This is a genomic window from Bacillus sp. CH30_1T (assembly GCF_008364765.1).
In the GTDB taxonomy this organism is placed as follows: Bacteria; Bacillota; Bacilli; order Bacillales; family Bacillaceae_B; genus Rossellomorea.
Map to the genome: position 1 here is coordinate 109802 of NZ_VTUY01000002.1, position 13536 is coordinate 123337.

Genomic DNA, 13536 nt, shown 5'->3' on the forward strand with positions numbered 1-13536 from the left:
TTATCACCCTAAATCCGGAAGCCGATTTGATTCGGCAAGAGCCTTAAACCAGTCTGCACTTTTTTTCTTATACCTTCTCCCGGTCTTCAAATCCAGTTCAACGAGTCCATACCTATTCTTGTACTCATTTAGCCATGACCAGTTATCAATGAAGGTCCATACATGATACCCATAACAATTTGACCCTTCTTCGATTCCTTTGTGAAGCCACTTTAGATGATTGCTCATAAATTCAATCCGGTAGGAATCCTGAATCATCCCTGTTGAATCTCTAAACCTTGATTCACCCTCCACTCCCATCCCATTCTCCGCTATATACCAGGGGATGTTTCCATATTGGTCTCTTATCTTGAGGGCAATATCATAAATGCCTTTTTCGTATATTTCCCAGCCGCGATATGGATTCATTTTCGCTCCGTCCCATTGATACGGTTCGAAATAGTGATCAAGTGTGTTTGTCGAAGCAGGTGACCCTGCCTGTACCCTTCGTGGTTGATAATAATTAACACCAAGAAAGTCCACGGGGGAATCTTTCAATAGTTGGAAGTCTCCAGGAAAATAACGGACGTTAATGTGTTCATGTTCTATGAAGGACAACAACTCTTCCGGGAACTTACCCTTAACAACCGGATCTAAAAAGCTCCGATTATACAGCACATCGGCCCACATAGCTGCTTCCAAGTCTTTAGGGTTGTCTGAGCGGGGATAACTTGGCGTTAAGTTTAAAATGATACCTATTTTCCCCCGATGGTTCCTGTCCTTAAATGCCCTTACTGCTTTCACGTGGGCCATCAACGTATGATATCCAGCCTGAAATGCTCGATTGAGATCGAACACTCCCGGTAGATGCTTATCATTTAAATAACCCATCTCAATGGGTACAATGGGTTCATTAAACGTGACCCATTCCTCAACAAGATCCCCAAATCGTTCAAATGCCACCTTAGCGTAAAACTCAAACTCATCGACAACTTCCCGATTGTCCCAACCGCCTTTCTCGTACAATCGAAAGGGCATATCGAAATGAAACAAATTAACAATGGGCTTAATACCACTTTCATTAAGCCTCTGAAATACATCCCTATAAAAGGCAACCGCCTCTTCATTTACTTGAGTGCCATCAGGTAATAACCTCGCCCACGATATCGAGGTTCGAAAGGAATTAAAGCCTGTTTGCTTCATCGTGACAATGTCTTCTTTATAGTGAGCATAAAAGCCTGAAGTATCTTCCGGTCCTATCTGCTGAAAGAAACGTTCAGGTTCCTTCTGAAACCAATAATCCCAAACATTTTTAGCCTTTCCTCCACCACTTCCCGCTCCCTCCATCTGGGGTCCCGAAGAAGCCGCTCCCCATAAAAAACCATCAGGAAATTCCATCATTAACACCCTCTCTAGAAATCGCTTACATTTCTTCTTAAAGCCATCATATATAGAAAGAAAAGGAGTTGGAATATGTTCACTCCAACTCCTTTAATAAACGCATGAAAACTTTAAAAATGACACTTTTTGTGGATGGTTCCCTACTCTTTTTACTTAGAGGAAAAGTAAAAGAATGATAAAAAAAACGCAAAGCTCATAAGCTCTGCGCCATTCTTATAACCAATCAAACATGAGAAACAATCAACTCAACCTGTCCCTCAATCTCAAATGTCTCAACATCCGCGGGTATTATGAAATGATCTCCTTTTGTAAGAGAATACTCTTCTCCTTGGACCTTCAGTACACCGGTTCCATCCAGTACACTTGCCAATTGAAATGGCTGGTCTTGCACAAATGCGGCATGTCCATCGACTTGCCATTTGTACACTGTGAAGTATTCTGCTTCTACAAATTTCGTGGACTCGACCCCTTCTCGTTTCTCCACAACCGGTTCAACAGCCGCAGCCTTGTGTGGAATGGTTGTCACTTCAATCGATTTGTCGATATGCAGCTCACGGGTATTCCCTTCCGCATCCTTACGATCATAATCATACACACGATACGTCGTATCCGAACTTTGCTGTGTTTCTAACACCAAAGTTCCTTTGCAAAGCGCATGGATGGTGCCACTTGGAACATAGAAGAAGTCACCAGGCTTAACCGGGATGCGTCGCAGCAGGTCATTCCACTCGCCTTTTTCAATCATCGATACAAACTCTTCCTTCGTTTGAGCTGTATGTCCAAAAATCATCTCGGCATCTTCATCACAATCGATGATGTACCAGCACTCGGTTTTACCCAGTTCACCGTTTTCATGTTCTTTAGCATAGGTATCATCCGGGTGCACCTGCACAGAAAGATCTGCGTTGGCGTCCAATATTTTCGTCAGTAATGGAAACACCGGTGAAGAATGGTTCCCAAATAACTCACGATGCTCCTTCCAAAGCTCGCCAATCGTCTTTCCGGCAAACTCACCGCTGACCACTGTGCTCTGGCCATTCGGGTGGCCTGATATGGCCCAGCATTCACCCGTTATATCGGATGGAATATCGTAGTTGAATTGGTCCTTTAACGTCGTACCTCCCCAGATTCTTTCCTGGAATACGGGTTGTAGAAATAGTGGTTGGTTCATGGTTGCCTCCTAATGTTTACTTTTTGTATGTACTTTTACGATTTCACTAATCTTATCAACGATCTCATTCAGTTGATTCTTTTGAGCTCCACTTAGTTGATGTCTTATCTCATTGATAACCATTTCATCAATCTTTAGGCTCTTTAACTCTTCCCAATTGATTGTCTTATATTATGTAGGTTCTATCAAGTACGAAATAGTGTTCGATCCTCTTTCATTGACTGACAATCGATCACCCGTAGTGGCTTATTCCGGATGACCGCTTCACTCCCACCTTCTTGTCATTATGTTCCCCCATCACTTTCTATCTTATCGACTATCCTAACTTCCAGTTGCCATCTTTAAAAAAAGGCCAAAATCGACATCCGATTTTGGCAGAATTCTATTCTACATAAGTAATTTAATATCCATGAACCTCCAGTTCAAAAATACGTGCAGCTTGATCCCCTGTTTGAGTAGGTTCGTTTATCGATAAACGAACGAAGCGAGCTTCTGTCACGGGTATCGTATGCTCGGTAACAGAGGCCTGATTATCATCCACGCTTACGTTCCCTTCCCACGTATCTCCATCCATACTTGTCTCTATAACAAAGGATTTCGTGTTAAACGCCGGAGATTCTCCTCCTGCTTCAGCATGTTTCACGATGAATTTAGATAAATGATACGTATCTTCTAAATCCACCACCATCCACTGATCCGTACCAAGCGCACACCATTTACTGTTATTCTCCACTACCCCATCAACAGCCTTATCTGCTCCTTCACTTGGAGCACAGGCACCACTTGATTCAGTCGCTTTATTCAAGGCAACATTTTCAATCGCATCCGCGTCTTCAGAGACGAAAATATAAGCTTGTTTCGTCATGACATCTTCGCCCGATGTATTCCTAGCCGTCAACGTAACTGAAAATAACCCCTCCTCGAGATATTGAACAACAGGGTTCTCCTCTGAACTAACCACCGGCTGACCGCCCTCGAACTGCCATTCCCACTCTTCGGTGACTTCTGAAGCTTCACTGTAGAATTGTACTTTATCGCCTGGGCGTATAACCGTTTGATCGACCCGAAAGTCTGCTTCCGGTTTTGGATAGGCTGGCCAGTCCATCGTGACGACACTGCCTTCTCCTCTTACAAGCTCTTTACTGACAGGTACCACCTCATAAGAAGTAGTTTCTTCTTTTCCATTCCTTTTCAAATCATTTAAGGCAAGGACATGGTTTGGAGTTTCTCCTACCCATTCTTTGGAACCATCTGAATGAATTCTGTACACCTCATAATGTTTAACTTTGTCCATTTTATTCCATGATAACCGGACATCCGCATATAAACCATCTACAAAATGTACTTGTGAGATCTCAAGCCCTGATGGTTTTCGAGGCTTATCTTTTCCATCTTTATCATTGTAAATCTTCATTTCTCCAATATGGATTTCATAATCCTCAGGTTTTTTAACATTATCGAAGTGAAGGGATACGGAGGAAAGACGTTTTCCCTTAAATTTTGTGAGATTAAACGTTTGTGTGACCCAATCTCCGCGACTCTTCTTTTTCACTTTTAATAAGGAAGTCTTATCATGATCAAAGCCTAGTTGTACGTCCATCTCTGGTTTCTTTTCATCCGTTTTATACGTAATCGAAAACTTTGTGTCTTTGGTAATTTCCACATCTGTTTCATAAAGAGACAGAGTTGTCTTGCTATTCTCGTCACGTGTGCCTTGAACTTTCAATGAACTTCCACCGTAGTAAGACGTACTCCAATCAAAGGCTGGATCCAATAATTCGCCTTCACCTTCCACTTTCCAACGCCAAGTCGGTAAAATGTCTTGGAGACTTCGGTTATTCCACTCCCGTTCAGATAACTTTTCTCCGTCAATGGCAAAGAATTCCCCACTCCCCGTATTAAAGTTCGTCGTGAATGGTAGCGACTGAATCGTTGTCTTTTCAGAAAAATGACTTGAAATTCCAGGCCAATTCACTTCAGGATCCCCAGTCCAAAACGCTTCTTCTTTTTGATAGAACTCGTTCATCGCACTTGACGATTTAAATGCCCAATCAGGGCGATAAATACCAAGAGATGTCCAAGGAGAACCGTCCTCTCTGAATAGGTTGTCCCAATTGACAGAGGTCTCTGTCCCGTTTGCTTCCACATCTATTCCTGAATACAAATCGTAAGGAGATCGTCCAATTTCCAACGCCTTTTCGTATGAGCGTTCTTGACTTTCACCCTTCCACCAGAAATTCAGGAACATACTGTCGGATACACGTTGGGCCTCATCTTGCAGAAAGTACGTATTTTCATCCGTCAAATAGTTCTGCCAATCTATCTCGCCTGATTTCACCATCGAATCATACCACATAATCTCAAAGCCCTTTGGCTTATGATCCTGAAGATAGATAAGGAACTCTTGCATCTTCTCAGCTCGTTCCCCGTCTCCACCCTCGGTCTCCTGATTAATAAACCAGCCGTCAAACCCATAATATTCTGCCACTTCAAGCAACTTGTCAGCAGCAGGGAACGATCCATCCTCCCGCTGTGTCAACATTTGATCGACCCACTCTTCTTTTCCGCCATACACTTTTGGCGGGAAAAAGACGTTTCCTAAAACCGGTACCCCGTTACGGTGAGAAGCATCGATCACATCAGCACTCGGGGGCACGATGATACCTTCTCCAGAAGAACCTGCCCAGTACACCATCACGTCTACATATTGCCAAAAGGCAAATGTATTCGCATAAAACTCCTCTCCTCCTTGAGAAGGTACTCCACTTGTATGAGGGTTCAAAGCAGATAAAGCTACAACACGTGCAGAATTAGTCCCTTCACTTGACTCTACCCGTTCCGCCAGAGGAACCATGGACCTGTTGTAGGCTGCATCCGGATCCTGGTCAGGCGACCATTCTAGAAGACCTTCCGGATACCAATGAGAAGAAGTGGGACCTTCCGCCAATACTGCCATGGGAAATAGAAACAAAACGAAAAACATGAAACTTCCAACCAGCCTTTTATAACCGTTCTTCATTTCCATTGCTCAACCTCCTATTATGAATGGATCAATCCTTTTATTGCCTCGTTCCAATCCACCCCCTTCATGAATTAGAAACTACTAATCTCCATCTTGTAAACGTTTACAATTATAGAAAAAAGCAGATGAATTAGATTTAATTTAGTCGAGAAGGTAATAGGAATCAATTGATTTGGAGGATGTTGTAAAGTATGAACAGTTAATCTTTAAATATTACAGTCTATTTATATATCAATCTGAGAACGAATTTATGAGAAACTGGAGGAGAAGGTTCATATGATAGGTACTTTGTATGTGGCAGTTTGAAGCTTCCTTCATAAGTATCAATGGGAGGGAACTCCTTATGAATCGGGAATTGATGATTAAACAATCATTGCAAGATTAATAGATGAAGTAAATAAGATTCGGTCCGAAAATCAAGTATTAAGAAAAATTAAATTTAAAACTATCAAAATGGGAAAATACCTTTTCAAACTCATATCCTAGATTCAACAATTTCATTGTTCAAAAAAGGAAGCACGAGAACCCCCGGTGCTTCCTTATCCCTACCCATATACATATACAACGGTATTTTCTGATTCGAGTGATATTCCACGCCAGCCGGCTTTTAATAATTCCTGTTGTTTCGAGACATCAGCCATCGGTACTTTCTCCATGTTGTACATCTCTCTTTCATCTTTGCCGTCGAGTCGTTTGACGAAGATGTAGCGCAGTTGATGGTCATATTTATGTTTCAGGGCAGCGATGTGCATGCCCTGTTTGAATTTGTCTTTCATACTCGGGATATTGAAGGGAGCGACGGTGCAGGCTACATAGGTGAAGGTCCGGTCCAGGTTCTTCAATTCATCCATGATCAGGTATGCCAGTGTCTGTTGGAGGCGGTTTCCTCTGTACACTGGATGGACATTCGATATTTCCTGGTAGATGACCTGTGGAAGCTCATCTGTGGACAACCCGATATCAAGGCCAAGATGCTCCCCATCTATGGGAGGGATCAACAAAGCGCGGAAGGCGATGAGTCTATTCCCCGTGAAGGCTCCGATCATCAGCCCATTCCCCCCCAAGATATAAATGAATTCCTCCTGACTGAGGGGCTGCAGAGTCGATTTTTCATTGAGCTCATCCACCACTGTCTCCTGCAGATCGAGTATTTGCCGTAAATGCTCCATCTCCAACAAACGTACTGAATACGGTTCGTTCGTCTTTTCCAAAACGCCTTCTAATAGTTGCTCCATGCTTTACATCTCCTTACTCTATGTCACTTGTATACTTGGTCAATTCATTCAATATCCCTTTATCCACCTTCACCCCAAGGCCCGCTTTTTCGTTCAGGCGGATAAATGGAATATCATATTGGAGATCCCCGATATCCTTGGAAAACTTAATCGGGCCAGTCAATTCTACACTCGTGATCGCTTTTTTGGAAAACGCGACGTGGAATCCAGCCGCTGACGCGATAGATGATTCCACCATCGATCCGACTTGGCATTCCATACCCGCCATCTCAGCCATATGAGTGAGCTTGACTGCAGGATAGATTCCTCCGCATTTCATCAATTTAATATTCACTTTATCCGCTGCCTGCTTTTGGATGATATCACGCATCTCACGTGTTCCCTTTAAGCCTTCGTCGATCATTAGCGGGAGAGTGGTCATCGATTTAATCCTGACCATGCCGTCGATGTCATCGGCTGCTACAGGCTGCTCGAGCCAATCGATGCCCAGTTCTTCGAGGAAGCGAATGACCTTTAAAGTCCTGCTGCTGTTCATCCATCCCTGGTTGACGTCTACCCGGATCGGCACATCGCGGCCCACTCGTTCCCGGACCGCCCTGATCCGCTCAATATCCTGGTCGATAGCTGTCCCGACCTTCATCTTAAGAGATGCGAAACCTGCTTCTATCATCCTGGCCGCTTCCTCTGCCATTTGCGCAGGCTCTGTTATGCTTAACACGTGGGTCAAGGGAAACGCTTCATGATAGCGTCCGCCCAACAGCTGATAAACCGGCTGGTCCAATGCTTTTCCCATAATGTCGTAGCAGGCGATATCGATGGCCGCCTTAGCAGCAGGGGCGTTGTAGATCGCTTGATCCATCAGTTCATGGATCTTCTCGATCTGAAAAGGGTCTCGGCCGATCAATGCCGGGGCTAGCGAATATTTGAGCACCTGGAAGGTACTTTCCCATGTCTCCCCGGTCACATGCTCATCAGCAACGGATTCGCCATACCCGATGATCCCCTCATCCGTCTCCATCTCGACGATAATGGAAGGCATGTCATCGTACGTATGATAACTGATAATAAAAGGCTCTTTAAGCGGCAGTCTTATGGCATACAAATTGATTTTCTTTACGATCATATCAAACTCACTCCTATTCTTCTAACATCTTTTCGCTGGGCTTGGTATAATGTCGTTATATAGTCGTTATTAAGGAAAGGAGAACCTATGAAAACGAAAATCGCCCTGATCGGTTCAAAGGATTTCACCCATCATGTAGTAACAGCCATTGCGCCTGATCTTCCCACCATTGACATTATTCCCTACATCTACACAGATCCCACTGAAGCAAGCAAGCTGCTGACAGCGATCACTCCATGCGATGCGCTATTATTTTCCGGGGCGCTGCCATACTTTTTTTCAAAAGAGGCATGGAGCTCCATCACCATTCCTGTTCTTTACCTTGAGCAGGATGAAACAGCACTGGTCACCTCTTTACTATATATCCTGCTCCATCACGGGATACAGCCCCAGAGGGTATCGATTGATCTGATGGATACCTCCATCATCGATCATGTTGCATCGGACCTGCATCTCAAGAATCCGCCCCGCCATGTGAAGGACTGCAGGGAACGCCTGCCCCACCACTTCGACATGAGAGAATTCACGGAATTTCACAGGCATCTATATGAATCAGGAGAGACGGAGCTTGCCTTGACGAGCATCCATGCGGTGTATGATCAGCTGATTCAATTGGACATTCCCTGCATGAGAATGATTGATCCAACAAAGTCGCTTATACGTACGATTCATGAAGCAGTTTCCCAAGCCGAGCTGTCTAAACGAAAAGCAGCCACGATCGCAGCTGCCACTATTTCCTTACATGATGAAAGAAACAACCTTCCTCTTGAAGTCCTGGCCCACCTGATGAAAGGGAATCTCCAGAGCGAGGAAGATTCCTATATAATCTACAGCAATAGAGGAAGCATCGAGGCTTTCCTGGGAACCGATGAGTTCACCACTTTGTTCGAGCGTGAATACAGCATTCACATCGGATTCGGCTATGGAGACACCGCACAACAGGCAAGGGCAAACGCAGAGGCAGCCCTCTCATTTGCAGAACAGAACAAGACCGAAAACTGCGCTTTTATCTTAAATGAAGAAAAAGAACTGTCCGGTCCTTACCCTGCACAAACGAGCAAGCAACAATTAAGGAATAATCATCCCAACTCGCTGACACTGGCGAAACAATTGAAAATGAGCCCTGCCAATTTGTCCAAGCTCATTCAATTCCAACAATCCCGTTCCTCCCGGGAGTTCACGGCTGCAGAGCTGTCGGATTACCTTCAAATCACCCGGCGCTCATCGGAACGGATCTTGAAGAAACTGGTCGACAACGGGTCAGCCAAGATCACTGGAGAAGAAATGACCTATTCCCAAGGAAGGCCCCGAGCCATCTATGAACTGACCTTCCCCATCTATTGAGCACATCAGGAGGAAATCGTCGCATCCTCCTGTTCCGCTGCCTTCATTTCCGTCTCACTCAGCTTTTCAATGGTGAAACCGGTGAATGCATAGATGATGGAAATGACCGGCACAACGAAATTCAGTACCGCATAAGGGGCGTACTCAAATGCATGAACACCGAGAGTCCCTAATATGAACACCCCGCACGTATTCCATGGGATGAAAACCGACGTCAGAGTCCCACCATCTTCCAGGGCTCGGGACAGATTCTTTGAATGCAGTCCTTTTTCTTTATAAGCATTGGCATACATCCGGGAAGGAACGACAACCGAAATATACTGTTCTGAACAGGAAGCATTGGTGGCAAAGCACGAAACGACAGTGGACGCCACAAGACCCTTCGCTGTTTTGGTCACCTTCAGGATCTGATTGACTATCGCCGACAGCATACCCGTATGCTCGAGGATCCCCCCGAAGGTCATGGCAACGATCGTCATGGATACTGTGTACATCATCGAATCAAGACCGCCCCGGGAAAATAAATCATCGACCATCGTATTCCCCGTTTCAATCACATATCCACTTTGCAGGGCTGATACAGCATCTGCAAACGAATCACCCTGAATAAACACCTGTGCTCCGACCCCCAGGACGATCCCCACTATCAGGGCCGGGATGGCCGGAACCTTTCGCGCTACGAGCACAATGACAAGAAGTGGCACAATCAAAAGGAAAGGTGACACGACAAAACTGTCCTGCAGAACGCCGATCGTATTCTCGATTTCTGCCGTATCGACCCCGTTCTTTCCAAAATTCCTACCGAGATAGGCATATACTAGAAGCGCGATGACAAATCCAGGAATGGTCGTATATAGCATATGGCGGATATGTACAAACAAATTGGTGTTGGTCAGTCCCGAAGCAAGATTCGTCGTATCCGACAACGGCGACATTTTATCACCAAAGTAAGCCCCTGAGATAATGGCACCGGCTATCATCGGAGCGGGAATCCCCATACTCATCCCGATTCCCATGCCGGCCACCCCGATCGTCCCCATCGTCGACCACGAGCTCCCGATGGCAAGGGAGACAATCGCACAGATCACCGCAATGGACAGCAGAAAAAGGGACGGCGTGATCATTTTCAACCCGTAATATATCATTGTCGCCACAACGCCCCCTCCAATCCAGGCACCAATCGTCAATCCGACCAGCATGATGATGACAACAGCCGGAAGAGCTAGGCGAATCCCCTTATACATCGCCTCCTCAATCTCTTTCCACTTGAACCCGGCAAACCAGGCAACAAGCGCTGCCGTGGTCGTCCCAATGATGAGCGGAATGTGCGGCCCCTGCTCCAACACCACGATCGTGATGGCCATGACCGTAATCATGACGAGCAGCGGAATAATTGCCAACCCAAAAGACATTTCCTTTTTCTTCATCCAAATTCCCCCTTGTAATCCCCTTTGTTTTTAGACAATTTTAAATTGTCGCTAAATAGACGTTATATAAGTACTATAATGGGAGAGTGGGAAGTCGTCAATCGGATATTGGTAGGGTTTAAACGGGAAGCAATTAGAACGGTTTCGGGGGAGCCTACTGATTTCAGGTTTGATTCTACCATCGACTGCCGCCCCATTTTGTCCACACCTCTACCTTATGTCTATTTGTTAGACGTTGGAAAATTCTTGTTGGACTTAAATTGTCCATTTTTCTTTTTAAAATGTACTCACTACTTATTTAAACATGTGTTTAATTGGTCTAAGAATAATGATCACCACACTTAGAGCATTTAATCAAACGTTTGTTTAGAAAAAGAGGTTGCTAGTTTCAATGAGCACTAAAATGCCAATCAAACCTGGGGAATCAAGACTTAGCAAACACCTATGGGAGATACTTTGTTGAGAGGAAAGGTCAATTTAATAAGACCTATGTGTAAAAATAAAAAAAGCAAGAGATCCTATCTCTCGCTTCCAAAGATCAATTCGCTTTTTCACCTGTCTGATTGTCCACAGCACTACCTGAAACCTTATCAGGAACCACAATCGGATCTATCTCATCAACCTTCGAAATTTCCTCTTCGATGGTTACCAGTGTTTTCAATTGCTTTTCATCGTCATCCACCGTCAATTCAAGATCGGCTTCAGTGAAGGACTCCAATAGGAGAAAGTCCTCTTGTGCGATGTGAACGGTATAGGAGAACTTTTTGTTCTTCAGATTTTTCCCGAAATTAGATTTATAAAATGCCGGCATGGACATATCCCAGATCTGTTTCGACAACTCTTGGTAGGTATCGCCTGATCCTGTTAGTGTCAGTATGTACTTTCCTTCCTTTACTTCCATTTCCAAATCATCTGCATGGGTTTGAAGCCACTCCAGTCTCTTTGTTAGGCTCAGTTGCTTTATAGCATCATCCAATGAGGGGTGAAACCCTGTTTCCTTCCCTTCGACCCAATAGTCAATAACAGTATCCCTTTGGTACACATCGCCATCTACAAAATAAAGCTCTCCCTCTACTTTTACATTATCTATCCCTGTCTTAGCATTGAGGACCATTCCTTGTGGTTCCTTCACATAATCCATCGTGATTTCAGCCGTTTGCTTAAAAGGTGATGAATAAACAGCTTCTTGATTTATTTTTATATTGGAGCGATAGCTATTGATGTTTTCCGCAGTTTGAATCGACGCTTCCAATACCTCTTCCTGCGTATCAGGTTTGTCGTCTGAACATGCTGTCAATGTGAAAGCTAGAGCGATACATCCAAATAATACTAATAACTTCTTCATGATTCCCCCTCTATATAACTTTTGGCATAGTTTAAGGGTACTTTGTTATAGATTAGTAATCAATTAGAATCGATATGTGGTAAAATCAATCGCCTGTAATCACTCTATTTTTCCCTTATTATGAAAGGAGGAGCGCAAGAACAGTTCCAGCGCTTCTCATTGTAAAAAACAATCATTGCGACAATGAATAAACTAATCCTTTTCCCCTTGGATTTGAAGATCGATGTACTGCTTAATCTCTTCAATCTTTTGGTTAGTCACTTGTGTAATTTCATGCGACTTTTTGTTTAATTCTTTCTGATAATCTTGATTTAATTTATCTTTTAAATATTGGTTCGTTTCATCCCTTAATCGCTGTATTTCATTTTGTGTGAGGTGTTGAACATCATTCTTAATTTTTTCATCACGTTCTGAAAAGTATGATTCAATTTCACTTCCGTACTCTTGTTTGACTGCATCTGCTGCATCATTCACATGATATACAAGAGCACCTGCTGCACCACCAACTATAAAGGTTAATATGAGTGTCATACCAACTACTTTAGTAAAGATTCTTTTCACCTCTATCACCCCTGGATATAATATTCCTCTCTATTCATCTTATTATTTAAAAGGAACTTTTATACTGGATATATAGATGATATAAATGAACCAACCCTGATTATACTTTTAGTAATCACTAATAAATTTCTCTGAACGAATAAAAGCTTATGGACATTTTAACGTGTCCATAAGCTTTTTATTTCCTGCGACTTATGATGTTTTGAAGAGCTTGATTCTCACAAGATTCATTATAATCGGATATTCTTCTATTTAAGAAGAACGCATCGATCCATGACCATACGACAGAACCACATAAAAGAAAGATGAATAACCCTAATAGAAATTGAATGAAGCCGTAATAGAATTCTACGGTCGATAGGATAATTATAATAGCAATAATAGGAACCATACTCGTAAGGAGCATGATGGAAGCATACCGATAATTCTCAGTATAAAAACGGTGGGCACCAAAGAAACTTAATCCGGCCCATAATCCCCAAGCAGCTTCTTTATTTTTCCTCTTTTTTAACATTTCTGATTCAAGGATGGCTAATTCTTCTATTGTGAGATCAAATTTTGAGACAGAATCCATTCAAATTCACCACATTTATATTAGTTTGCTATCCTTGAATTGTTTTTAGCATTGTTTAAGAGACGCATTTCAGAAAGAATATCATTTTCAATTCTTTCGTTTGTATCCTTGATCATTCCATTCAGTAAAAATAGATCAATGAAACTCCAGATACCTAAACCACCAAACGTTAAAAGCATCGCAACGGCTGTGCCCGTTTTACCTAAATAAAAGCGATGACCTCCAAAGCTAGTTGTAAAAAACCAAAGTAACCAAGTGGTACCCGCAGACTTCTGCTTTTTACTCATTTCAGAATTGAGTAATTGTAATTCTTCTGATGTGAGACCTTGCTTTTGAATAAGTGACATATCGATT

11 protein-coding genes are annotated in these 13536 nt (G+C 43.3%); 1 reads left to right on the plus strand and 10 read right to left on the minus strand.

Annotated features, from left to right (window positions below):
- Positions 1–3 precede the first annotated feature (3 nt).
- The 5 genes from F0342_RS03680 to F0342_RS03700 all read right to left on the minus strand — a co-directional run bounded on the left by F0342_RS03680 (position 4) and on the right by F0342_RS03700 (position 7931).
- Complete coding sequence (locus tag F0342_RS03680) at positions 4–1380, minus strand: glycoside hydrolase family 1 protein (RefSeq protein WP_149154689.1); 1377 nt, start codon at positions 1378–1380, stop codon at positions 4–6.
- Between the two features lie 223 nt (positions 1381–1603).
- The gene (gene manA / locus F0342_RS03685; RefSeq protein WP_149154690.1) at positions 1604–2551 is read right to left on the minus strand and encodes a mannose-6-phosphate isomerase, class I; all 948 of its coding nucleotides are present in this window, start codon (positions 2549–2551) and stop codon (positions 1604–1606) included.
- Positions 2552–2951: 400 nt separating this feature from the next.
- Complete coding sequence (locus F0342_RS03690) at positions 2952–5576, minus strand: endo-beta-N-acetylglucosaminidase (RefSeq protein WP_262481628.1); 2625 nt, start codon at positions 5574–5576, stop codon at positions 2952–2954.
- A gap of 542 nt (positions 5577–6118) precedes the next feature.
- Positions 6119–6808 (minus strand): GNAT family N-acetyltransferase, encoded by a 690-nt coding sequence (locus tag F0342_RS03695; RefSeq protein ID WP_149154691.1) that lies wholly within the window; start codon positions 6806–6808, stop codon positions 6119–6121.
- A 13-nt stretch (positions 6809–6821) separates the two neighbouring features.
- The gene (locus F0342_RS03700; protein WP_149154692.1) at positions 6822–7931 is read right to left on the minus strand and encodes a mandelate racemase/muconate lactonizing enzyme family protein; all 1110 of its coding nucleotides are present in this window, start codon (positions 7929–7931) and stop codon (positions 6822–6824) included.
- 87 nt (positions 7932–8018) lie between these two features.
- Here F0342_RS03700 and F0342_RS03705 point away from each other — a divergent pair, with 87 nt between their 5' ends.
- Entirely contained in the window at positions 8019–9275 is a 1257-nt protein-coding gene (locus tag F0342_RS03705; protein ID WP_149154693.1) for a transcriptional regulator, read from the plus strand.
- A 5-nt stretch (positions 9276–9280) separates the two neighbouring features.
- Here the strand turns inward: F0342_RS03705 and nhaC are convergent, their stop codons facing one another.
- The 5 genes from nhaC to F0342_RS03730 all read right to left on the minus strand — a co-directional run bounded on the left by nhaC (position 9281) and on the right by F0342_RS03730 (position 13529).
- Positions 9281–10702, minus strand: coding sequence for a Na+/H+ antiporter NhaC (gene nhaC, locus F0342_RS03710; RefSeq protein WP_149154694.1), 1422 nt, complete (start codon positions 10700–10702; stop codon positions 9281–9283).
- Positions 10703–11240: 538 nt separating this feature from the next.
- Positions 11241–12047, minus strand: a complete 807-nt coding sequence (locus tag F0342_RS03715; protein WP_149154695.1) for a DUF6612 family protein — start codon at positions 12045–12047, stop codon at positions 11241–11243.
- Positions 12048–12239: 192 nt separating this feature from the next.
- Positions 12240–12578, minus strand: a complete 339-nt coding sequence (locus tag F0342_RS03720) for a hypothetical protein (RefSeq protein WP_223145697.1) — start codon at positions 12576–12578, stop codon at positions 12240–12242.
- Between the two features lie 208 nt (positions 12579–12786).
- Positions 12787–13182, minus strand: a complete 396-nt coding sequence (locus tag F0342_RS03725; protein ID WP_149154697.1) for a TM2 domain-containing protein — start codon at positions 13180–13182, stop codon at positions 12787–12789.
- A gap of 20 nt (positions 13183–13202) precedes the next feature.
- Positions 13203–13529 carry a TM2 domain-containing protein gene (locus tag F0342_RS03730; RefSeq protein ID WP_149154698.1) on the minus strand — a complete coding sequence of 109 codons (327 nt, stop codon included), beginning with the start codon at positions 13527–13529 and terminating at the stop codon, positions 13203–13205.
- Positions 13530–13536: the final 7 nt, after the last annotated feature.